This is a genomic window from Variovorax sp. PCZ-1 (assembly GCF_018413605.1).
In the GTDB taxonomy this organism is placed as follows: Bacteria; Pseudomonadota; Gammaproteobacteria; order Burkholderiales; family Burkholderiaceae_C; genus JANMDU01.
Map to the genome: position 1 here is coordinate 1,560,319 of NZ_JAHCDN010000001.1, position 22,930 is coordinate 1,583,248.

Genomic DNA, 22,930 nt, shown 5'->3' on the forward strand with positions numbered 1-22,930 from the left:
GCGCTCTTCAAGGTTTGGCGTGAAATCACCTCACCTACAGCTGATCAGCAGTGCGCTATTAGCTGCGCCAATCGCTCTTCTTTTGATAGCTGCCTGCGCATATATCTTGCCGGCAATTGGCCGATTTGATGCATGGAATGGCCTTTGGGATGCGCCTAGCTTGCTGCAAGCTATCGGAATGACTTTGTGGACGGGTTTGGCCTCAAGCTTGCTGGCTTGGTGGCTCACAGCGTGGCTGCTCTCTCAAGCATTTGGCAGGCCATGGTGGAACAAACTCGTGCGCAGCTTGCCGCCGCTGTTGGCCACGCCGCATGCGGCCTTCGCTGTGGGCTTGGTGTTTTTGATTGCGCCTAGCGGCTGGATTTTGCGGAGCATTTCACCTTGGCTCACAGGCTATTGGGCGCCGCCGCAGATCGCCACATCCCAAGATACGTATGGCCTCGGGCTCATCGCCATGCTCGTTTTGAAAGAAGTGCCATTTCTGCTCTGGGCAGCGGCCACGCAATTGCAGCGCGACGATACAGGTGCACGCTGGCAGCGCGAAGCCTTCGCCGCGCAAACTTTGGGTTACAGCCGCCAGCGCGCTTTCTGGCAAGTGCTCTGGCCGCAGCTTTCCAATCGCTTGTTTTGGCCACTGCTGGCTGTGCTGGCTTACGGGCTCACCGTGGTCGATGCTGCCTTGATCGCTGGCCCCGGCAGCCCAGCCACGCTCTCTGTGCGCGCATGGCAATGGCTGCAAGACAGTGATGAAGAGGCGAATGCGATTGGAGCAGTGGCTGGCTGGCTGCTCACGGCTTTGGTGGCGGCAACGGCTGCGCTGATCGTGTTGCATGACAAACACTCTTCTCGACTTTGGCTTAGGTTCAATGGCCAGCGCAGTAAAGATGCTGCACAGAGCTCATGGCCTGCAGGCCGCGTTGCTTGGGGCGCAGTGCTGCTGCTTTATGGCGCTGTGCTTTTGGCTTTGGCCGTGGGCAGCGTGGCTGGCGTGTGGCCGTTTCCCGCCTTGCTGCCAAAAAGTTGGAGCTGGGAGGCTTGGGGCTCAGTGATGGCGAGTAGCCGCAGTGTCTGGATGACATTAGCGCTGGGTATCACTAGCTCAGCCATCGCACTCGCTTGGTCTATCGCTTGGCTGGAGATCAGCCCACCGAGCTGGGATCGAGCTTTGCGTAAACTGCTTTATCTGCCATTGCTCTTACCCGGTGTGCTCTGGGTGGTGGGCATCCATCGCCTCGCTCTCGCGGGTGGGCTCACGGGCGCGTGGCTGGGGGTGCTGCTCGCGCATTTGCTGTCGGTCTTGCCTTACACGCTGATTGCGCTGTCTCCGGCATACCAAGCTTTCGATGCACGCTATGCACACATCAACGCCACTTTAGGCAAAAGCCGCTGGGTGTATCTGAGCCAAGTGAAATGGCCGCTGCTGCGCAGCAGCTTGTGGAGCACTGCAGCCGTCGGTTTTGCCGTCAGCGTAGCGCAGTTTCTACCCACGCTTTATATCGGCGAAGGCCGAATCGTGACAGTGACCACTGAAGCTGTGACGCTCTCTTCCGGCGGCCAACGCTCGCTCGTGGCTGCCTTTGCTTGGCTGCAATGGCTACTGCCCGCTTTGGCTTTTGCGCTCGCTGCCTGGCTGGGCAAGCCACGACGCTGGGCAATCAAAGCGTCGATCCTTCTCAACAACGCTACTCCATCCGTTCGCCCCGAGCTTGTCGAAGGGATTTCCAAGGCTTCGACAAGCTCAGCCCGAACGGAACAGATCTGAAACGAAGGCACCGGGGCTTCCCACTAAACTCCAAACCATGAAGATCGAAGTCAAGCAACTCAGTGTAGGCACAGGCGCAGCGCAGCGCACGCTCGTGCGAGGCTTGGCACTTGACTGCCCGCCAGGCAGCATCACCACACTGATGGGGCCCAGTGGTTGTGGCAAATCGAGCTTGCTCGCTGCCATTGCTGGGCTGGGCATCCCCGGCTTAGAGGCAGACATTCGCATCGAGTTAGCTGGCAATAGACTCGATCAACTGCCTACCAGCCAGCGCCGCATCGGCTTATTGTTTCAAGATGATTTGCTCTTCGCCCATATGAGCGTACGGGAAAATTTGCTCTTTGCTGTGCCACCCGGAACAAAGGCCGAGCGCGCACTTGCTGCCGATGCCGCGTTGCAAGAGCTGGGTTTTTCAGACATGGCCGATCGCAACCCACTCACCCTCTCAGGCGGTCAGCGTGCCCGCGTTTCGCTCATGCGCACTTTGCTCAGCGAACCGCAAGCCTTGCTGCTAGATGAGCCCTTCTCCAAGCTTGATGTGGCGTTGCGCGAGCAATTCCGCCAATTCGTCTTCGCACATGTGCGCCGCCTGCAATTGCCTACGCTGCTTGTTACGCACGATGCAGCAGATATTGCGGATGCATCAAGAGTGATTGATTTCCAAACCCTGATTCCCGCAAATGCTTGATCGCCACATCACCCCTTTGATTCGCCCCACTGTAGAAGCCATTGCGCGCGGCGCGCACCGCAGAGGCGTGAGTGCGGATCATGCAACGCTTTATGGCTTTGCGATTGGCGTGTGCGCCATGGTGGCTATCGCCAAACAGGATTTTGTCGTTGCCATTGGTTTCATTTTGATATCCCGTTTATGGGATGCACTCGACGGCGCGCTTGCGCGTCTGACCGCACCCACTGATGCTGGTGGTTTCTTAGACATCACGCTTGATTTCTTGTTCTACGCAGGCATCGTGCTGGCCTTTGCCTTCGCTGCCCCCAAAACCAACGCCCTACCAGCAGCCGTTTTGCTGATGAGCTTCGTAGGCACCACATCCAGCTTCCTCGCCTTCGCCGCGCTCGCCGCCAAGCGCGGTATCACCAGCATGGAATATCCCGATAAGTCTTTTTATTTCTTAGGCGGCTTGGCTGAAGCCACCGAGACCTTGATCATTTTTATCGCCATGTGCCTGTGGCCGCGCTGGTTTCCGCAGCTCGCCTATTTCTTCGCTTTTTTATGCGCCATCACAACCCTGACACGCATCGTGGGCGGCTACCAGACCCTGAAAAATGCATCTGACGTGAATAAATCACAAATGTGAATTTTTAAACAGTAAGAATTTGCTCGCCCTAAAGACTGTACTTAAGACTGTATATTGCATCCAATAGGCGTTTCTCGTCGTAATACATCAATAAGAGGGCTTATGAACAAAAGCAAAATCATCCTGATTCTGGCGCTGATCGCCGCCATCATCGCTTTCTTCGCGTTGGATTTAGGGCGCTTTTTTACGCTGGATTTCATCAAGCAAAGCCAAGCACGCTTTGGTGAGCTGTATGCCGCCAAGCCTGCGCTGGTGATCGGTAGCTTTTTCGCAATTTATGTGGCTGTGACGGCGCTTTCTCTGCCCGGCGCGGCGATCATGACTTTGGCTGGCGGCGCAATCTTCGGTTTGGTCGTTGGCTTGATTGTTGTTTCGTTTGCTTCGACGATTGGTGCGACTCTGGCCTTCCTAGCAGCTCGTTTCGCTTTGGGTGAGTCGGTGCAAAAGAAATTCGGCTCGCGCATGGCTGAGATCAACAAAGGCATTGAGAAAGAAGGTGCGTTCTATCTATTCACCCTGCGCCTCGTACCGCTCGTGCCTTTCTTTGTGATCAACCTGCTGATGGGTTTGACGAAGATGAAGACTTGGACGTTTTTCTGGGTCAGTCAAGTCGGTATGTTGCTCGGCACGGCAGTGTTTGTGAACGCGGGTACGCAGTTGGCCAAGATTGATTCGCTCAAAGGCATCCTCTCCCCCGGTTTGATTGGTTCTTTTGTGCTCCTCGGCATCTTCCCGATCATTGCCAAGAAGATCATCGAAGCTCTCAAAAAGCGCAAGGTCTATGCAAAATGGAATCACGTGCGCCCTAAGAGCTTTGATCGCAATATGGTCGTGATTGGCGCGGGTGCGGGTGGCTTGGTGTCAGCCTACATTGCCGCTGCTGTGAAAGCCAAAGTCACGCTGGTTGAATCTCACAAAATGGGTGGCGATTGCCTGAACTATGGCTGCGTGCCCAGCAAAGCCATCATCAAGTCTGCCAAGCTGGCGCACCAAATGCGCCATGCGAGCAACTATGGCTTGAACAATGCGCAACCAGCTTTTAGCTTCAAAGCCGTGATGCAGCGAGTTCATGATGTGATTGCCGCGATTGAGCCGCATGATTCGATTGAGCGCTACACCGGGCTGGGTGTGGAGTGTTTGCAAGGCTACGCAAAAATCGTGAATCCGTGGACGGTAGAGATTGCCATGAACGATGGCAGCAAACAGGTGCTGACGACCCGCAGCATCGTGATCGCCACCGGCGCGCGCCCTGTCGTGCCGCCACTGCCGGGCATTGAAGATGTGGGCTATGTGACCAGCGATACGCTTTGGGAAACATTTGCGCAGCTGGATACCGTACCACCACGCCTCGTGGTCCTCGGCGGTGGGCCGATTGGTTCTGAGCTGGCGCAATCGTTTGCTCGCTTGGGCTCAAACGTCACGCAGGTGGAAATGGCACCGCGCATCTTGATTCGTGAAGACGAAGAAGTGTCTGAGCATGCGCTTAAATCTCTGCAAAGCGATGGCGTGAATGTGCTGTGCAATCACAAAGCCTTGCGCTGCGAAGCAACAGGCAGCAGCAAGGTCTTGGTCGTCGAGCATGCTGGCGTTGAAAAGCGCATCGAGTTCGACCAAATGATCTGTGCTGTTGGACGTGTGGCTCGCTTGAAGGGCTTTGGCTTGGAAGACATTGGCGTGCCCACCAGCCGCACGGTGGATACCAATGAATACCTCGAGACGATTTACCCCAACATCTTCGCCGCCGGCGATGTGGCCGGGCCTTATCAGTTCACCCATACCGCAGCCCACCAGGCTTGGTATGCGGCTGTGAACGCGCTCTTTGGTACGTTCAAAAAATTTAAAGTGGATTACAGCGTGATCCCTGCAGCCACGTTCATTGATCCTGAAGTTGCTCGCGTCGGCTTGAACGAAACTGAGGCCAAGGCGCAGGGCATTGCCTATGAAGTTACCAAGTATGGCATCGACGATCTGGATCGCGCGATTGCTGACAGCGAGGCGCATGGTTTTGTGAAAGTGCTCACTGTGCCCGGCAAAGACAAAATTCTCGGCGTGACTATCGTGGGCGTGCACGCAGGCGATTTGCTCGCCGAATACGTCCTCGCCATGAAGCATGGCCTGGGCCTTAACAAAATCTTGGGAACGATTCACACCTATCCCACTCTAGCGGAGGCGAACAAATACGTCGCTGGCGAATGGAAGCGTGCGCACCAACCCCACAAGGTGCTCGCATGGCTCAAGAAATTTCACGATTGGAGAAGATCATGACAACTATTTCAGCGCAACGTCGCGCTATCATTTCAATAGCTGTTTGCGCAGTATTCTTGCCGGCGACCAGTGCTTTTTCTCAATCTTTTGACCACAACTACACCGCTTGGAATGCCCTACTCGCCAAGCATGTGAAGTGGCTACCCGATAACAAGCAAAGCCGCGCCAATTACAAAGGCTTTGCTGCAGATCGCGCCGAGCTCAAGCAAGTATTGGATGGCCTCTCTGCGGTCACCCAAGCGCAATTCAATGCTTGGAGCAAAGATCAGCAGATGGCCTTCCTCATCAATGCCTACAACGCTTTCACCATCGAGATCATCCTCACCAAATATCCTGATCTCAAATCCATCAAAGAGCTCGGATCATTCAACCGTGGCCCATGGAAAAACGAATTCTTCACGCTTCTGGGTGCAAAGCGCCATCTCGATTGGATCGAGCATGAGCAGCTGCGCCCCAAATATGCCGAGCCGCGCGTGCATGTGGCGGTGAACTGCGCCAGCATCGGCTGCCCCGCCCTCTTCCCCGAAGCCTTCACCGCCACCAAGATGGAAGCCATGCTAGAAGACGGCATGCGCCGCTTCCTAGGTGATCGCACGCGCAACAAATACGAAGGTGGCAAGCTCCAAGTGTCAAATATCTTCAAATGGTTCAAGGAAGATTTTGAAAAAGGCAACAAAGGTTTTGTAAAGTTAGAAGATGTTTTTGCAAAGTATGCAGATCTCCTCACAACTGATGAAACAGCGCGTAACCAGATCAAAGCCAAGAGCGTTTCGATCTCTCATCTCGACTACGATTGGAGTTTGAACGACGCTGGCAAATGATCAAACTCCTCGCCCCATTCACACTGCTGCTTGCCAGCGCGAGTGCATGGGCTGCAGGTTTGGCAGCTTTTTCTGGCACACCGGGCAGCCAGCCGCCCGCGCCTTGGCATACTGTGGGGCTGCCAGAGCGCTACAACAAGCCCGTCTCGCAATTTGATTTGACAGATCTTGATGGCACGCATGTGTTGCGCGTGAAGGCAGATAAATCTTGGGGCACTCTGGCACATCCAGTCAATGAAGTCGTCAAACCCGGCAGCTTGCTCAAATGGCGCTGGCGTTTGGAGCAACCACTGGCCAAAGCCGATATTCACGCCAAAGCCACGGAAGACAGCCCACTCAAGGTGTGCCTGAGCTTTGATATGCCTGCAGACAGCATCCCCAGCGGCGAACGTGCACTTTTCAAACTTGCTCAGCTCTTCTCCAAAGAAAAAATTCCTACTGCCACCTTATGCTACATCTGGGGTAGCAAGGAAACCATCGGCTACGAGCAAGCCAGCCTGTTCACAGCGCGCGTACGCTTTATTGTTGTGGCCAACGAGACTACGCCCTTGAAGGCCTGGCAAAACAAAGAGCGCAATATTCATGCCGATTTTCTGAAGGCTTTTGGGCATGAATCGGCCGCAGTACCTGCGCTGAGTGCTATTCTTATCGGAGCAGATGCGGATAACACGCTAGGCAGCAGCACTGGCTATGTCGGTGATGTGCAATTTATCAACCCGCCACAATAAACACCTTGTTGGCATCCAAGCCAAGATTTGCAGCGTAACTGGTATATCGCTCCAATTTTTGTAAGAATCTCTCTTCAGGTGCGACTATTCGCCACGAGTGAGACTTTCTGAGATGCCCAAAACCCTGCTGCTGTTCAATTACGACTGGGATGCCACCGCCACACAAGCCCTAGCTGCCCAAGGGCATGCTTTTGATGTGCGTGGGTTTGATCTCTTCAGCTTCCCAAGCAATGCGAATCTGCCCTTCTTCAGGATGGAACGCTTTGTGAACAAGCTGGCAAGCCAAGCCAAACGCGAAGGCTGGCAGGCGGTGAGCTCCCAGCATGAGCAGTTTGGCGCACTTGCTGCCGCCTTGCTCGCCGAGAAAATGGGCTGGCCAGGCACAAGCTCAAAAGCTGTGGCTGCGTGTCAACACAAGCTTTATGCACGTCAAGTTTTAGAGCAGGTCGCCCCCGAAGCCAATGTGAAATTCACACGCCTGCCCTGCGCTTATGGCGAAGATGTGCCTGAAGGCTTGCATTTCCCCGCATTCGTCAAACCCGTGAAAGCCGCCTTCTCGGTGCTCGCGCAGGTCGTGCGCTCACGCGAGGAGCTGCAGGCCTTCACGCGCTTTGGCGCGTATGAGCTTTGGGTGATCAAGCATTTGGTGCGGCCGTTTGAAGAGGTCTGCGAAAAGCTCTTGCCTGAGGCAGGTACAGCGCACAGCATGCTCCTAGAAGAACCTGTGCGCGGCGCGCAATACAGCTTGGATGGCATCGCGTTTGGCGGCGAGATCAAGCCTCTCGGCGTGGTCGATAGCATCATGTATCCCGGAACGCAAGCCTTCATGCGTTTTGACTATCCTTCGCGTTTGCCACAAGCCGCACAAGATCAGGCGCTGGATGTGGCCAAGAAATTCCTCCATGCCGTGGGCTTCACCCATGGCATGTTCAATATGGAATTCTTCTACGATACGGCCACACAAACGCTCAAAGTGATTGAGTTCAACCCGCGCATGGCATCGCAGTTCTCTGATCTTTACCAAAGAGTGGATGGCATCAATCTGCATGCCATGGCGGTGGAATTAGCCTATGGTCGTGATCCATGGGCATTGAAGCGCTTATCCAGCACTGCTGGCGTGGCTTCGAGCTTCGTCTATCGCGTCTTTGATGAGCGCGCTCGTCACTTGCCGCAGCGTATCCCCTCCATGCCCGAAGCTTGGCAAATTGCCCAACTTCAAGCACAGTTTCCCGATCATTTCTTGCTGCAATTCCCCAAAGCCGGCCATTCCCTCGCGCGAGATTTCAAATGGCTGGGCAGCTACCGCTATGGCATCTTGCACTTGAGTGGCCGCGATGCGCATGATCTGCAAGAGCGTTGTCAGCGCGCCAGCGGCATCTTGCATTGGCCGATACCTTATGCTTCGGAGTTGAGCGAGGAACTATCTGCGCCCATGGTTCTTCCAAACACTCGCGCCATCTCCTGATACCCTTCTTCACACTTAAGCATCAAACCTCATGAACATCTATTCTCGCCGCATCCTTGCTTCAAGCGCCATTTCTCTCGCCCTCATCCTCGGCGGCTGCGCAGCCATCAATGCACAAAACCCCAGTGGCAATCTGCGCCCAGTGAATGCGCATGTGGTCGGCGAGCAAAGCTCCGTCATGCTCAAAGGTCATGATGTCGTTTCGTATTTCACGCAAGGCAAGCATGCCCAAGGCGATGCCAAATTCGCCAGCACCTATGAAAACGTCACCTTCCATTTCGCCAGCGCCGAACACAAAGCCCTGTTTGACAAAGAGCCCACGAAATACATCCCCCAATACGGCGGCTATTGCGCCAATGGCGTGGTCTATGGCATCCCCTGGGGTGGCGATGCAGACACATGGCGCATCGAAGGCGGCAAGCTCTATATCTTCGGCGGCAAGGGCTCCAAAGATGCGTTTGAGCTCGATGTGCCTGGGAATATGAAGCTCGCCCAAAAATACTGGGATGAAGAAATCAAAGGCTCCAACAGTTTCTGGCAGCGCAGCAAGCGCATGGTCTTCAGAGTCCCTCATTACAAGAGTGGTGAAGAGCTCGCCAATATGGTCGCTGCAGCGAAGAAGTAAACTGCTTTTTTTATTTGATACACAGACGAGGATGCCATCATGAATGCCAAGCTGCTTACCACGCTGAAAAGCTATGCTCTGCCCGCCTTGTTGGCATCCGCCATCCTCTTCAGCGGCTGCGCCGCCATCACCGCGCAAAACCCTGGCGGCAAGCTCACGCCTGTGAACGCGCATGCCGTGGAAGGCAACTCCCGTGTCATGCTCAAAGGCCACGATGTCGTCGCTTATTTCACGCAAAACAAACATGCCATGGGCTCCCCACAATTCAGCTCGGTGTACGAAGGCATCACCTACCAATTCGCCAGCGCTGATCACAAAGCCTTGTTTGACAAAGAGCCCGCTAAATACCAGCCGCAATACGGCGGCTACTGCGCCAACGGCATCGTCTATGGCATCCCCTGGGGTGGCGATGCCGACAGCTGGCGCATGATTGATGGCAAGCTCTACATCTTCGGTGGCGCGGGCTCGCGCGAGGGCTTCTTCCTTGACGTGCCCGGCAACATCAAGCTCGCCGATAAATACTGGGCAAAAGAAGTCAGCGGCTCCAACAGCTTCTGGCAACGCAGCAAACGCCTCACCTTCCGCGTGCCACACTACAAATCTGGCTCCGAGCTGGCTGCGGCTGTGGCTGCTGCCAAGAAATAAATGCTATTAATTTAGTAGCACGCCGCGCAGATTTTATGCCGGCGATGTGCTGTTTTCGGCACTGAAACATATCCTGTAACACATCCAAACGCACACACGCTGCGTAGACCTGCATACGCACGTCATCAGTTCATCCCACGATGTCTTGGACAGCAAGCCATTGCATGTCTAAGAGTCTTTGTGATAACGTGATTCATGATGGTATGAGTTGGATTTAACAGGAGATCAAAATGCAAATATTCTCAGCAAGCAGATCGAGAAGCTCGATCTTAGGGCCGCTCACCAGCGGCGCAGGTGGCAGCCCAGCACCGATTTTGGGAGGCTGCAATGAGCTCTCCTAATTCGTCTTCTCCCTCATCTCCCTCCTCCCTCCCGCGCTCCGCCTCTCCCCGTTGGAAGATGGCTCTCAATGTAGAGCGCTGCATCGGCTGCCACGCTTGCTCGGTGGCCTGCAAAGTGGAAAACAATGTGCCGCTCGGCCGCTTCCGCACCAAGGTCTACTATCACGACAGCGGAAAATTCCCCAAAGTCAAACGCAATTTCCTGCCCACGCTGTGCATGCAATGCGAAGACACGCCGTGCCTGAAATCTTGCACCAATAACGCGATTGAAATGGGCAAAGATGGCATCGTGCGCGTGCTGGCAGACAAGTGCGAGCACCTGGGCTTTTGCGAAACCGCCTGCCCCTATGGCGCGATTGGTTGCGACGATAACGACATCGCCGACAAATGTGATTTCTGCTCGCATCGCTTAGATGCAGGCATGGAGCCCGCTTGCGTGGAGACCTGCCCTGCAGAAGTCTTCCACTTCGGCGATGCCAACGAGCCGACTTCTGCTTATTCCAAATTCATGGCGCAGCATGGCAGCAAAACGGCTGTGCTCAAGCCTGAAGAAAAGACCAAGCCATCTGTGGCCTATCTTGGCCATGCCAAAGAAATGGAAAGCAAAATTCCCAAAGGCCGCGTACACGATCCGTATTCTTATGAAATCGAAACTTGGACGCAGCTTGAGCCCGTGTTTCCTAAAAACAAACGCGTGCAGTGGGCAAAAGTCGAGCAACCTTTGCAGGTGAACACCAGCAGCACGGCTAAAGATTTCGGCAAAGGAGGCAAAGCATGAAGCGCCGCGAATTCATCCAAAACCATGCCACTTCGCTAGCTACGATTGCACTCGGTCAAACCATCCTGCTCACGCCCGATACCGCCGAAGCAGGCATCCTCGATTTCCTTCGCGGCACACCCAAACTCTACGGCCAGCGCAAAGAGGTGCGCCGCGCCAATGGCAAAGGCCGCAAGAAAAACGATTACAGCAAAGCCACCATCACCAAAGGCGTATGCCTCAATTGCTCTACCGTTTGCGGCATTCAAGGCTATGTGATCGACGGCAAGCTCGTCAAAATCGGCGGCAATCCTGAAGATCCTAACAACGGCAAAAGCCTCTGCGCCAAAGGCCAATCCGGCACCACGATCAACAATTACGCAGATCGCATCCTCTATCCCATGAAGCGCGTGGGCGCGCGCGGCGAAGGCAAATGGCAGCGCATCACTTGGGATGAAGCCTACGGCATGATCGCCCCGCGCATCAAAAAAGCCATGGATGAAGGCAAGCCCGAAGAAGTAGCCATTCAAATTGGCCGCTCCCGCATCGGCGAGGAAATGACGCGCTTTTTAAACGCAATAGGCTCGCCTTCGCTGTTCAACCACCGCGCCCTCTGCTCCTCCAACAAACGCGCAGCCAACTACGTGAGCTTGGGCGAAACCGATTGGGAAAGCGGCGATTTCGAGCGCGCCAAATACATCCTCAATTTCGGCGCGAATTTTTACGAAGCCCACCAAGGCGCGATTCACGCCGCCAAGCGCATCATCCGTGGCCGCTACGACAATGGCGCCAAGCTCATCACGGTAGACGTGCGCATGAGCAACACCGCAGGCCGCTCGGATGAATGGCTCTGCCCCCGCCCCGGCACTGATGGCGCATTGGCGCTCGCCATGGGCAACACCATCATCACCGCCGGCAAGCATGATGCCAAATGGCTCAACACCTGGAGCAACATCAACGCCGAAGAACTGGCCAAATGGATCGCGCCCTACACGCCTGAATGGGCAGCTGGGTTGAGTGGTATTGCTGCTGAAGACATCCGCCGTATCGCACTCGAATTTGCCGCCGCTGCACCACGCGCCATCGCGTTCACAAACAGAGGCTCAGGCGCGCATTACAACGGCTTCAATGCAGATCGCGCCGTGATCTTGCTCAACGCGATTGTGGGTAGCATCGGCAAAGAAGGCGGCTATTGCTATGGCGAAGAGCCCACCCGCGTGCCCCCGCGCGTGTTCCCGCAGCCGCAGCCCATCCCGCCTGCGCCTAAAGCCACCAGCTTGATTGAGAACCCGCCCGAATGGCCGCTGGCCAACAAGTGGCAGCGCATGAAAGTCGGCCAGATCGTCTATCAAGGCATCAAAGAAGGCCGAGGCAAGATGCAGGTGTATTTCAGCTACTGCGTGGCCACACCGCAAACCTGGCCCGAGGGACGCAGCCTCACGGTGGAAGTGCTCTCCGATGAAAAGCTCATTCCCTTCCATGTCTGCTCCGATATCGTCTATTCCGAGCAAGCGCACTACGCCGATTTGATCTTGCCCGATGCGACCTACACCGAGCGCTGGGGCTTTGACACCCGCAACAACATGGAGCTGCGCGATTATGTCACCCTGCGCCAGCCCATTGTGCAGCCGCCCGCAGAATGCGTGAGCTTTGTGGATTCGATGATTGAAATCGGCAAGCGCATCAGCCCCGAGACGGCCAAGTATTTCAACTTCAAAAACCACGAAGATTGGCTGCGCCAGCGCTGCGGCGCATTCGGCAAGCGCGCAGAAGTGAAAGGTCCAAGTGGCACAGCCGCCGATGGCTTTGCCTACATGCGCGAGCACGGCGTGTGGCAAGACATGAGCAAACCCAAATACTACGATCTGTACAACTGGGAACTCTCAGAGGCGCAGCTCGCGGGCACCCGCGTCGAAGGCAACAACATCCTGCGCAAAAACGCCGCAGGCAAAGAAGTCATCGTCGGCCTCATGGTCGATGGCAAGGCGCGACGCGGCTTTGCCACACCTTCACGCAAATTCTCCGTCTATCACGAAGACATCGAGCAAGCCGCCAAGGATCGCAAATTCACCGAAGACGGCGGCAAAGGCATGCCCACCTACTTCCCCATTCCCACGCACGAGAAGATGAGCGAGGAGATGCTGCACCTCATCACCTTCAAATGGAATGTACACACCCAAGGCCGCACGCAAAGCCAAAAATTCTTGACCGAGATCGTGCACCACAACCCCATGTGGATTCACACCGATCGCGCCAACCAACTCGGCATCAAAACCGGCGATTTGGTAGAAATCACCACTTACCGCCCCCACGGCCACGCCATGAAAGAAGGCGCAGGCCAAGTGCTAGGCAAAGCGCAAATCACCGCGTATGTGACTGAAGGCATTCACCCGCGCACAGTCGCCGTATCCAACACCTTGGGCAACTTCTTCCACGGAAGAGCCGCCACTGCGCAGCGCGGCAGACGAGGAGCAAGCGCCGGCTGGGATAACACCATAGAAACCGAAGACCAAGATCTGGTCGACGATATCTGGTGGGACGCTAGAAAAGGCGGCACAGGCTCAGGCTACAACATCAACGCCATCCTCCCCATCCAACCTGCGCCCCTCGTGGGCATGCAAGGCTGGTATGACACGGTGTGTACTTTACGGAAAGTTTGAGGCAGTTTAGGGGGCTTCTGAATAAGTCATCGGGATGGAGCAGGCGCGGATTCGGGATGGGATGCTAGGCGAAAAACGTAGCTTTAGCGGTGCTAAAGCGAGGCTTTTCAACGACGCAGACCGCCCGAAGGCGGGCCTGATCCGCCCGAGTGACTTGTTCAGAAGCCCCCTGGCACTTTGCCGGCATAAATGCTGCGCGAAGTGCTATTGAATTGATAGTGATTAGCAATAGAACGAAACTGGCATCGAGAGAAAAATGGGGTCAGATCCCAATTCAGGACAACGACCTACCCGGAGCGCAAAACCGCACATACGAAATTGGGCTCTGACCCCATTTTTCGCGGCGCATGCTGAATTATTCATCCGAGCAACTATTACACACTAGTGTTTGTATCGTTCTTATCGTGCCCAATTTGTGGTGGTTTAGCACCGCTAGGTAGCTCTTCCGCTCTTCCTTGGGTTTGCCAAACGATATCGGCGATTTCGCGAATTCGGTCAACAATAGGTTTGGCATCATTGCCGAGTTTTGCTAGTACAACGCCAGCGTCTCCAATCAATCCCCAGAATCGATCAAGATCAGAAACACGCTTATGCATCTCTGATTGCAAAGACTCAAGACGTTTCATAAGGCGCTGCCGATGATCAGGGTCTAGATTCTTAGCGTTACCTATTTGGTCGCGTAGCTCGTTAAGTAGTACTTGAACTCTTCCAAGATCGCCTTGCGAGAATTCATAGGCGAATGCAACACCCAGCCCACTTTTAAATCTTGATCTGAGTTGTGAGATACGTGTCTTCTCGGTCATTTGATCGCATTGCGCAACGACTTTCCAAAGAGATTGGTGAATCGCACCACATTTTTCATTGATAGGCCCCAATGCTTCAATATCAACTTTAGTAAGAGTAACTGGCAGCAGCCCACTGTTAACTAATTCGACAATCAGCAAATATGCCTCAACGTACGCTTCGTAAACCTCTTTTGTCCAGCCTTCTGTAGCATCAAACTGCTTGAATGCCATATCGCACACTTCTTTCGTACCAGCTATTGGATCATTGCGAAGCGAACTGATAAATTCGTCAGAGTAAAGCATAGAGCTCCTTTTTGTTGCAATGAAAACTACTGTATCCGTAAAAAGTGTTGTGAAGTAAAGCTGATCTAATTTAAATCTGGAACATGAGTTGTTGCGCTGACATTTACACGCCAAGATCGTTGCAGAAATATGCTCTTTAGCATGCGCCGCGAAAAGTGGGGTCAGAGCCCAATTTCGTCTGAGTTTGAATTCGCGCCGGAGAGTTGAATGTCTTGAATTGGGATCCGACCCCAGTTTTCGCTCGGTCTTCGTCACTACTAATTCAATAGCGCCTCGCGCAGTATTTATGCCGGCGAGTGAAGGTTTTTGCCTTTAAAATCAATAAAAAAATGAGCTATCGCTGCATCCAGCGCCTAGACAGATAACTCAGCGCATCGACCAAAGCCACCAGCGCGAGCATAGCCAGCAAGATCGTGGATGTCTTGCTCATTTGGAACAAGCCCATGTGGAAGGCGAGCATTTGGCCTAGGCCGCCACCGCCGACGACGCCTAGCACGGCGGCTGCGCGAATGTTGTTTTCCCAGCGGTAGAGGGTGTAGCTCATGAGCTGGGGGATGATTTGGGGGAGCGTGGCATACCAGAAGATGCGGGCCTCAGACACGCCTCGGGTGCGCAGCGCGAAGGCTGCTCCGGGGGGCGCATTCTCTATGCTTTCGGCGAACAATCTACCGAGCACGCCTGCGGTGTGAAGGCCTAGAGCAAGCGTGCCTGCGAAGGGGCCAAGGCCAGCAGCAATCAGCAGGAGTGCTGCCCACACGAGCTCGGGGATGCTGCGCAGGGCGTTGAGCAGCAAGCGGGCTGGGCCTTTGAAATAGGCTTTGTCGGCTTCGTGCGTTTTGCTGGCTGGCAAGGCGAGTAGCAGGCCGAGGATGGCGGCGATGATGGTGCCGAGGAGTGACATGGCTAGCGTTTCTAGCGATGCCGTCCACAGCTTGTCGATGAAACGAGAAGAGAAATCTGGTGTGAGCAGCTCGCCGATGAATTTGGCCATGAGCTTGGCGGATTCGAGGCTGAAGAGCTGCGCCCATTGCAAGTTCAATGTCCAGAAGCTGGCTACGGTGAGCACGATGAGGCCGAAGACGAACCAGCAGGCTTTGCAGCGTGCATCAAAGAGCTTAGGCGGCAATTTGTACACCTCGTTCGCAGCCTCTTTAGGAAAGGAATTCATCCCAATTCCTTTCGCAGCCAAGAACTCGCGCGATCAGCGAGCCAAACGAGCAGCATGAAAACGAGCAGCAGCGTAGCAACTTCGCCTCCTTTGAACATTTTCATCGAGGTATCAAGCTGCTGCCCTAAGCCGCCCGCGCCCACGAAGCCGAGCACGGCGCTGGAGCGGATGGCGCATTCCCAGCGATAGACCGTGTAGCTCGTGAGCTCGGCGGCGTTTTGCGGGAGCAGGCCATAGAAGAAGGATTGCAAGCGCCCTCCTCCATTGCGCATGAGCGATTGCGTGGCATGCGCTTCGCCGCTTTCTAAAATTTCGGTGTAGACCTTGCCGAGCATGCCCGCATACGTGAGCGCGATGGCGAGCACACCCGCAGTCGGCCCTAAGCCAACGACGCGCACGAACACGAGCGCCCACACGAGCTCGGGCACGCTGCGCATAACGATAAGCAACCAGCGGATGGCTTGGCGAAAGATGCTGGGCAGGAAGGCCATCTTGCCTGAGAGGGCTGAGACGGATAAAGCCGATGTGCCGAGCAAGGTGAGCGGGATGGCGAGAAGCAATGCCAGCGCGATACCAGCGGTGGCCACAGCGACTGTGCGCCAGGTTTCTTTGGCGACGAGGGTTAAAAATTCTTTGTCGTGTGCTGGTGGGAAAAAATCGCCGAGGAAATTGCCCATCACCTTGCGGCTCTCGGGATGCCAGAGCAGCCAAGGCTTGAATTCGGTGGTAACGAGCAGCGGCCAGAGCAGCAACAAAGCGGCAATGCTCCAGAAGACGCGGCTTTGCCAAGCTGGGTCTCTTTGCGCTGGAGCGGTTAATACAACACTCATCATCAGCGGCAATGCATCACAGCAGGTTGGCCGGGCTGCGCGTTTTGCTCAGGGAATTCGTTCACTGGCGCTGCGCCGAAAAGCTCGTCTTCATGTTGGGCGTAGAGTGCTCTGAGTTTGTCTTGAGTCACTTGGGCTGCAGGCAGATCAAACGCCACTTCGCCATCTCGCAAACCGAGAATGCGGGGAAACGCTTCTAAAGCGCGCTCGACTTGGTGCAGCGTGCAAACAAGAGTAGCACCGCGAGCTTTGGCCTCGCGCGTGAGCACTTGCAGTGCTTGCGTGGCGCGCGTAGGGTCAAGCGCGGACAAAGGCTCATCAACCAGCCACAGTTTGGCATTTGATGCGAGCAGCCGCGCTAAGCCTACGCGCTGGCGCTCGCCGCCAGAGAGGCGATCTACGCGCTCAAAAATCTTCTCATCCAAATCAAAGGCTTTCAAAGCCTGATGTGCGGCGGGAATATCGCTCGGATAAAACAAAGAGCGCAAGCTAGAAGCTAGGCTCATCTGAGGTAAGCGGCCAGCGAGCACAGCAGTGACGACTCTTTGACGAGGCGGCAGCGGAGGAACTTGCGGCGCGAGAAACAGCTCACCGCGCAGCTCTTGCAAAGCTGAGCGGGGCAAGCTCCAAGGGTTTTGAGCACCAATTAGCAATTCACCACTGGCAGGCTGCAAAGCGCAGGCCACGGCATGCAAAAGCGTCGTCTTGCCCGCGCCAGAAGGCCCGATCACGGCGATTTGCTCACCCGCTTGAAGCTGCACATTCGCACCACGCAGAGCTGGCACGGAATTGCCCTTGGCTGCCGGGTGGCGGGCGCTTAACTGTTGGAGTTGTAATTGCAAAGCTGAACCTAGAGTAGAAAGAGAAAAGCGCGGCAAGCATGTGCCGCGCTTGTACTTCAAACGATATTAAAGCAGACCAGCGCTCTTGGCAGCAGTTTCCAGACCTTTGTAATTCTCAGGCTTGGTGGGCACATAGCGAGTTGCGCGGTTCAGCGTGAGGATTTCTTTGCCTTCTGCGGTGTTTGGATCGAGATCCAGCAAAGCCTTCATTACACGCTCGCGCATGGCGGCGGGCATATCAGCATGCACGCTCCAGTTGTAATTGAAATATGGTGGTGTGGTGTAGAACACATCAACGGCCTTGGTATCGACCTTGTTTTCGCTCACGAATTTTTTCCAGACTGTGATATCGAGTGCAGCTGCAGCCACACGGCCGCTCACCACGGAGGCAATCGTGGCATCATGCGCGCCAGAGAAGGCGACGCGCTTGAAATCTTTTTCTGGATCAATCTTCGCTTCGAGCAAGAAATTGCGTGGCATCAAATGGCCAGAAGTAGAGCTTTGTGAGCCGAAGGAGATTTCTTTGCCCTTCATATCAGCCAAAGTCTTGATGCCGGAATCCGTCTTGGCGATGAAAACGGATTGAAAGCGCGTATCTTCTTCGCGCTGCGCAATCGGGATGATCTTGCCGCCCGAGCGCAGATTGGCTTGCACATGCGTGAAGCCGCCAAACCACACCAAATCCACCCGCTTATTCACCAGCGCTTCCACTGCGGCTGGGTAGTCGGTCACGGGGGTGAACTCGACCTTCATTCCTAGTTTCTTTTCCAAATACGTTGCAATCGGCGTGAACTTGCGTACCTGCTCAGTGGCAGCTTCTTCAGGAATGGTGGTGACGCGGAAAACTTGCTGCGCATGACTTATGGCGCCGAAAGTGAGGATGGCGCAGGTCATTAGGCATTTGAAGGTGCGAGAAGGTGAAAAGTCAATCATGGAAAAATCCCTAGGAATAAAGGTTAGACAAGTCCTGTCGAATAAGGACAGGCCGTTATTACACCGCGAAACAGCGTTTTTTGCAGGCGGGGGAAGCGATGGCATCCAAACTACACTGTCTTGCGTAAGATACGTTAACTTTAAAACGACTCCAACAGATGACAACGCCTCAGTTTTATCAGCTTCATGATTCCAACAGCACCGCCGTGAAAGCAGCCATTCGCGCCGAGCTCACGGAAGGTTTGCTCAAACCCCAAGCCGCTGTCTCCCCCAAATACCTGTATGACGCTTTAGGCTCACGCCTGTTTGATGCGATTACTGAGCTGCCCGAGTATTACCCCACGCGCACTGAAGGCACGATTATTGCGCAGCATTTGACGGCGATTGCGCAGCAGACTCCCAAAGGCGCGGCCTTGATCGATCTGGGCGCGGGGAGCTGCGAAAAAGCGGCGAGGCTTTTTGAAGCACTCAAGCCCGCGCACTACATCCCGATTGATATTTCTGTGGAATACCTGCGCCAAACGGTGCATTGCCTGCAGCGCGAATACCCGCAAATGCGCATGAGCGGCGTGGGCATGGATTTTTCTTCGGAGATGCTGCTGCCGGCTGAGCTGATGGCGCAAATTAAAGGTTTACCAATTGTGGTGTTCTACCCCGGCTCCAGCATTGGCAATTTCGCGCCCGAGGACGCGCGCGCCCTGCTCTCGCGTGCGCATGCGCTGTGCAAGCTCGGAGGCGCAGGCAGCGGGCTCTTGATTGGCGTGGATTTAGTCAAGCCCTCTGAGATTTTGGAGCCGGCTTACGACGATGCGCTGGGCGTGACGGCTTCTTTCAACCTCAACATGCTGCTCAACATCAATAACCTCTTGGGCAGCAACTTTGCGCCGCAAGATTGGCAGCATGTGGCCTTCTTTGACAAGCAGCTCTCGCGCATCGAAATGCATCTACAAGCCAAACATGATGTGACAGTGACTTGGCCAGGTCATACCCGTGAATTCAAGCGCGGCGGAGATATTCACACCGAAAACTCCTACAAATGGACGATTTCTGGCTTTGCTGATTTGCTGCAATCCGCCGGCTTTTCCAAGCCCACGAGCTGGACAGATGCGAAAGATTGGTTTTCCGTGCACTGGGCATCCACTTGATACGATAGAGGGATGCAACGCTTGGCATCCACACCACTGATCACTCGCCGCACAGCCGTTCTTAGCGCGGGCTTTGCGCTCGCTGGCTGCTCGGTGAATCCAGACTACAACCACACGGCGGAAGACTCCCCCAGGCAGTTGATCACAGCAAGAGGCAAAGCGCTGCGAAATATTTGGGTGCTCTCATCTGGCGGGCCACGTGGCTTTGTACATGTGGGCGTGCTCAAGGCGCTGGAAGAGCTGGGGCATCAGCCCGACATGATTGTGGGCGGCTCAGTGGGCTCGCTGGTGGGTGCGCTCTATGCGGGCGGCGTACGCGCTAAGGAGCTGGAGCAAATGTCCCTTGATTTGGGTGTGATGGATATGGGGCGACTCGCACTCACGGGCGATGGCAAATTCACTGGCTCGCCGCTGGCGGCTGTTGTGAACCGTGAACTCCTGCAGCGCTGCGGTACTTGCGAGATGCAAAAACTTCCCATTGCATTTGCTGCTGCGGTGGTGGAACGGGAATCGCGCAAAGCGATGTTGCTCAATCATGGCGATGCAGGCGTGGCGGTACAGGCCAGTTGCGCGATTGAGGGCACGTTCACGCCCGTGCGCATTCGTGGAATGCAATACGTGGATTCGGATTTGGTGGCGCCCATGCCGGTGCGGCTCTCGCGGGAATTGGCTGTGGCCACGAATGGCGCGGCAAGCTCGGCGCTGAAGCTGCTCGCGATGGATGCCTCCGCTCGCCCAGAAACTGCGCCACAAGGCGTGGAGCGATGGCGCGATGGCGATTTGCGCAAGCGCGCTTTGATTGCGCCTGATGCAGCTGTTGCCAGCCTTGTGTTGCACCCTGAAATGAGCTATTTTGTGAATGTGAGCAAAGAATTTCGTTTGCGCACCATTGAAGACGGCTACCGGGGCACGATGGCACAGGCGGAGAAAATCAAGGCGGTGCTGAGTTAGCGGTCACGGGCTTTTCGCTCACCTGCATGCGCGAAGCCGCATGCAAACCAAATACACCAATCACGATCAGCGAAATACTCGCGAGCTTGATGGCGGTGGCCGCTTCTTTGAAATAGTAAATGCCAATCAAGGCAGTGGCAATCGTGCCCACGCCGCTCCACACGGCATAAGTCACGCTCAGATCAATGGTTTTGATGGCCATGGTGTTGCAGGTGAAGGCCAAGGCGTAGAAGGCAAACATCGCCACTGAAGGCACGGGCCTCGTGAAGCCTTGCGAGAGTTTCATACAAGTGGTGCCCATCACTTCAAAGGTGATGGCGATGGCTAGCAGCGTCCAGGCTTGCGAGAGGGTGGGCGTGAAGGCTTGGATGGCTTTGAGCATGAAAAATCTTATCGTTGTCAGAGAGCGCAGGTTCGGAAACCAGCATAAATATCAGTACGCTCCGGAGTGAAATAGTTCCGATAGCGCGGGTTTCTCATGATGGGCAGCGTGGCCGCGCATGCACCGCGCAACACTTTTCGGCTGCCAAACCAAGGCTCTGAGTAATCTCGGTAAGGATGCGCTTGGAAGCCATCGTAGGGCTGGAAATCGCTTGAAGTCCATTCCCAGACATCTCCCCAAGCAAAGCTGGACTCAGATATCGCTGCATATTCCCACTCAGCCTCAGAAGGCAGCCTGCGCCCAGCCCAGAGGCAATAGGCCTGCGCATCGTGCCAGCTCAAATGCACGGCACTGGTTTGTAAATCCAGAGCAAGCCATTGGCCAAATTGTAGGTTTTCGTAGCCAGCGGATGCCTTGCGGAGATAGCGCGGCAGCGCATGCTGCGTGGCTTGTACGAACTCAAGATACTGCTCCCATCGCACGGGCTTGGCGTCGATCTCAAAGGCCGCAAGCTTGGCGGTTTGCCCCGAAAGCTCATTGTCAAAAGAAAAACCTACTTCAGGGGATCCCAGCTTCCACGAGGTATTTTTTATGGAAAAACGACTGATAGCCGGCATGGAATCTGCGCGAAATGCTATTGAATTGATAGTATCTATGCTACCAGCAGGTAACTCTATGCGCTGCTGCAGAGCCTGCGCCATGTACACCGCCGCTTCAATATGCATGGCTTCATGCAGTAAAACGAGGCGGTAAAAATACAAATCGTCATCGCTTTTGCCCGCTTGGTTCAAGCATTGCAGAGTTTGCGCTAGCGTGGCTTGCAAATAAGCCTTGGCCGCTTGCGAGTCAAGCAAAGGCAGCTCCCAACGCCTGGCGTGATGCACAGTGGAGCTGTTGTACCAATCATCGCCATGGTGGGCGGCCTGCAGGTGCGGGCAAGGCAGGCGGGCATGCTCAGGATCACAAGCTGTGCCCATATGCCTTTGCTGATTGCGCCCGATCCACCATTGCTGAAACCAGCCAATATGCCCCAGCTCCCACAGCGGCGGGTTGAATTCATCGCCCTGCGGCACATCCAAAGCCTTGGCGGCTTCGTATGCTTCAAACAGCGCCAGCGTGATGCCGCGCACGCGCACCAGCTCTTTGCTAAGAGTGGCAGCGTCCGATGTGCGTATCATCTGGCCTGGAGTTTGCTGAAGCGTTATGCCGATGCGCGCATTCATTGATTTAAAAATTCTTCCCAAAAATGTCTTCTGTCGTGATCATCAGCCCTGCTTTGTCAGATGCCAACAATGGCAACTGGCAAACCGCCAAGCGTTGGGCGCAGATGCTTAGCAAACAGCATCGTACTCGCATCACAAAGCATTGGCAGGCTTCAGATGTGTCGGATGAGATCATGATTGCCTTACATGCTCGCCGAAGCGCTGACTCGATTGCCGCTTGGCATGCCCTTCGTGGCTCTCGCGGCTTGATTGTGGCACTGACTGGCACCGATCTCTACCGCGATATACAGATGGATACGCAAGCACAGGCCTCTTTGGATGCAGCGGGGCAGCTGATTGTGTTGCAAGAGCTGGGAATCAACAGCTTGCCCAAGCAGCATCGCGGTAAAACCAGCGTGGTGTTTCAGTCCACCACCTCCCGTAAAACCTTGGCCAAGACAGATAAGCATCTCAACGCAGTGATGGTCGGCCACCTGCGCGACGAAAAAATGCCGCAGACTTTGTTTGAAGCGGCTCGTTTACTCAAGCATGAGAAAGATATCCGCATCACCCACATTGGCGCAGGCTTGGATGAAAAGCTCGCGCAAGATGCTATCAATACAGAAGCGCTTTGCGCAGGATACATATGGGCTAGAGGCCTAAAACATGCTCAAACCCGGCAACGCATCCAGCGCGCCCATGTGCTCGTCCATACCAGCAAGATGGAAGGCGGCGCGCATGTGATCATGGAGGCCGTGTGCAGCGGCACGCCGGTGCTTGCTTCGCGCATGGATGGCAATGTGGGCATGCTGGGCGGTGGCTATGACGGTTATTTCCCTGTGGGTGATGCCTCAGCATTGGCTGCTTTGCTGCGCCGTTGTAAGAACGAACCTACTTTCCTAGACCATCTATCATCCCAATGTGCGCTGCGCGCCCCACTCTTTTCTCCGCTTTCCGAACAAACGGCTTTGCTGCAACTCGTGGCAAAAGCCCAATAAACAACA

At 55.1% G+C, this 22,930-nt stretch carries 21 protein-coding genes; 14 read left to right on the plus strand and 7 right to left on the minus strand.

The genetic code is table 11. The features are described 5' to 3' along the window. Nucleotides 1–19 precede the first annotated feature (19 nt). The 11 genes from KIH26_RS07530 (at nucleotide 20) to KIH26_RS07580 (ending at nucleotide 13,385) form a co-directional block, all read left to right on the plus strand. On the plus strand, nucleotides 20–1,762 hold the full coding sequence (locus KIH26_RS07530) for an ABC transporter permease (protein WP_213443806.1): 1,743 nt from the start codon (nucleotides 20–22) through the stop codon (nucleotides 1,760–1,762). A gap of 37 nt (nucleotides 1,763–1,799) precedes the next feature. After that, nucleotides 1,800–2,450, plus strand: a complete 651-nt coding sequence (locus KIH26_RS07535; protein WP_213443807.1) for an ATP-binding cassette domain-containing protein — start codon at nucleotides 1,800–1,802, stop codon at nucleotides 2,448–2,450. Further along, complete coding sequence (locus KIH26_RS07540) at nucleotides 2,443–3,078, plus strand: CDP-alcohol phosphatidyltransferase family protein (protein ID WP_213443808.1); 636 nt, start codon at nucleotides 2,443–2,445, stop codon at nucleotides 3,076–3,078. Before KIH26_RS07535 ends, KIH26_RS07540 begins: the two co-directional genes overlap by 8 nt. A gap of 102 nt (nucleotides 3,079–3,180) precedes the next feature. Continuing rightward, a complete protein-coding gene (locus KIH26_RS07545; protein WP_213443810.1) occupies nucleotides 3,181–5,343 on the plus strand; it encodes a dihydrolipoyl dehydrogenase family protein in 2,163 nt (720 codons plus the stop codon). Further along, complete coding sequence (locus KIH26_RS07550; protein ID WP_213443811.1) at nucleotides 5,340–6,164, plus strand: DUF547 domain-containing protein; 825 nt, start codon at nucleotides 5,340–5,342, stop codon at nucleotides 6,162–6,164. Before KIH26_RS07545 ends, KIH26_RS07550 begins: the two co-directional genes overlap by 4 nt. Next, entirely contained in the window at nucleotides 6,161–6,892 is a 732-nt protein-coding gene (locus KIH26_RS07555; protein WP_213443812.1) for a DUF3047 domain-containing protein, read from the plus strand. Before KIH26_RS07550 ends, KIH26_RS07555 begins: the two co-directional genes overlap by 4 nt. 112 nt (nucleotides 6,893–7,004) lie before the next feature. Next, complete coding sequence (locus tag KIH26_RS07560; RefSeq protein ID WP_213443814.1) at nucleotides 7,005–8,357, plus strand: ATP-grasp domain-containing protein; 1,353 nt, start codon at nucleotides 7,005–7,007, stop codon at nucleotides 8,355–8,357. Between the two features lie 31 nt (nucleotides 8,358–8,388). Beyond that, nucleotides 8,389–8,982: a YHS domain-containing (seleno)protein gene (locus KIH26_RS07565; protein WP_213443815.1), complete on the plus strand. Its 594-nt coding sequence runs from the start codon at nucleotides 8,389–8,391 to the stop codon at nucleotides 8,980–8,982. 39 nt (nucleotides 8,983–9,021) lie between these two features. Beyond that, nucleotides 9,022–9,627 (plus strand): YHS domain-containing (seleno)protein, encoded by a 606-nt coding sequence (locus KIH26_RS07570; RefSeq protein ID WP_213443817.1) that lies wholly within the window; start codon nucleotides 9,022–9,024, stop codon nucleotides 9,625–9,627. 327 nt (nucleotides 9,628–9,954) lie between these two features. Next, nucleotides 9,955–10,746 carry a 4Fe-4S dicluster domain-containing protein gene (locus KIH26_RS07575; RefSeq protein ID WP_213443818.1) on the plus strand — a complete coding sequence of 264 codons (792 nt, stop codon included), beginning with the start codon at nucleotides 9,955–9,957 and terminating at the stop codon, nucleotides 10,744–10,746. After that, nucleotides 10,743–13,385, plus strand: a complete 2,643-nt coding sequence (locus tag KIH26_RS07580) for a molybdopterin-containing oxidoreductase family protein (RefSeq protein WP_213443819.1) — start codon at nucleotides 10,743–10,745, stop codon at nucleotides 13,383–13,385. The genes KIH26_RS07575 and KIH26_RS07580 overlap by 4 nt, the downstream gene beginning before the upstream one ends. A gap of 374 nt (nucleotides 13,386–13,759) precedes the next feature. Here KIH26_RS07580 and KIH26_RS07585 read toward each other — a convergent pair whose 3' ends face one another. From KIH26_RS07585 to KIH26_RS07605, 5 genes are all read right to left on the minus strand, one after another. After that, nucleotides 13,760–14,473 (minus strand): hypothetical protein, encoded by a 714-nt coding sequence (locus tag KIH26_RS07585; RefSeq protein ID WP_213443820.1) that lies wholly within the window; start codon nucleotides 14,471–14,473, stop codon nucleotides 13,760–13,762. A gap of 334 nt (nucleotides 14,474–14,807) precedes the next feature. Next, the gene (phnE, locus tag KIH26_RS07590) at nucleotides 14,808–15,641 is read right to left on the minus strand and encodes a phosphonate ABC transporter, permease protein PhnE (protein WP_213443821.1); all 834 of its coding nucleotides are present in this window, start codon (nucleotides 15,639–15,641) and stop codon (nucleotides 14,808–14,810) included. After that, nucleotides 15,638–16,471, minus strand: a complete 834-nt coding sequence (locus KIH26_RS07595; protein WP_213443823.1) for a PhnE/PtxC family ABC transporter permease — start codon at nucleotides 16,469–16,471, stop codon at nucleotides 15,638–15,640. The genes phnE and KIH26_RS07595 overlap by 4 nt, the downstream gene beginning before the upstream one ends. Nucleotides 16,472–16,473: 2 nt before the next feature. Further along, nucleotides 16,474–17,313, minus strand: a complete 840-nt coding sequence (locus KIH26_RS07600; RefSeq protein WP_213443824.1) for a phosphonate ABC transporter ATP-binding protein — start codon at nucleotides 17,311–17,313, stop codon at nucleotides 16,474–16,476. A 66-nt stretch (nucleotides 17,314–17,379) separates the two neighbouring features. Continuing rightward, nucleotides 17,380–18,207 carry a putative selenate ABC transporter substrate-binding protein gene (locus KIH26_RS07605; RefSeq protein ID WP_249661124.1) on the minus strand — a complete coding sequence of 276 codons (828 nt, stop codon included), beginning with the start codon at nucleotides 18,205–18,207 and terminating at the stop codon, nucleotides 17,380–17,382. Between the two features lie 197 nt (nucleotides 18,208–18,404). On the opposite strand from KIH26_RS07605, the gene egtD reads away from it, so the two are divergent. Next, complete coding sequence (gene egtD, locus KIH26_RS07610; protein ID WP_213443826.1) at nucleotides 18,405–19,391, plus strand: L-histidine N(alpha)-methyltransferase; 987 nt, start codon at nucleotides 18,405–18,407, stop codon at nucleotides 19,389–19,391. A 12-nt stretch (nucleotides 19,392–19,403) separates the two neighbouring features. Continuing rightward, on the plus strand, nucleotides 19,404–20,342 hold the full coding sequence (locus KIH26_RS07615; protein ID WP_213443828.1) for a patatin-like phospholipase family protein: 939 nt from the start codon (nucleotides 19,404–19,406) through the stop codon (nucleotides 20,340–20,342). Here KIH26_RS07615 and KIH26_RS07620 read toward each other — a convergent pair. Together KIH26_RS07620 and senA are read right to left on the minus strand one after the other, a co-directional pair. Beyond that, nucleotides 20,323–20,724, minus strand: a complete 402-nt coding sequence (locus KIH26_RS07620) for a DMT family transporter (RefSeq protein WP_213443829.1) — start codon at nucleotides 20,722–20,724, stop codon at nucleotides 20,323–20,325. The two genes, KIH26_RS07615 and KIH26_RS07620, sit on opposite strands and share 20 nt — an antisense overlap. A gap of 17 nt (nucleotides 20,725–20,741) precedes the next feature. After that, nucleotides 20,742–21,902, minus strand: coding sequence for a selenoneine synthase SenA (senA, locus tag KIH26_RS07625; RefSeq protein WP_213443832.1), 1,161 nt, complete (start codon nucleotides 21,900–21,902; stop codon nucleotides 20,742–20,744). A gap of 68 nt (nucleotides 21,903–21,970) precedes the next feature. Here senA and senB point away from each other — a divergent pair, with 68 nt between their 5' ends. Further along, the gene (gene senB / locus KIH26_RS07630) at nucleotides 21,971–22,924 is read left to right on the plus strand and encodes a selenoneine biosynthesis selenosugar synthase SenB (RefSeq protein WP_213443833.1); all 954 of its coding nucleotides are present in this window, start codon (nucleotides 21,971–21,973) and stop codon (nucleotides 22,922–22,924) included. Nucleotides 22,925–22,930: the final 6 nt, after the last annotated feature.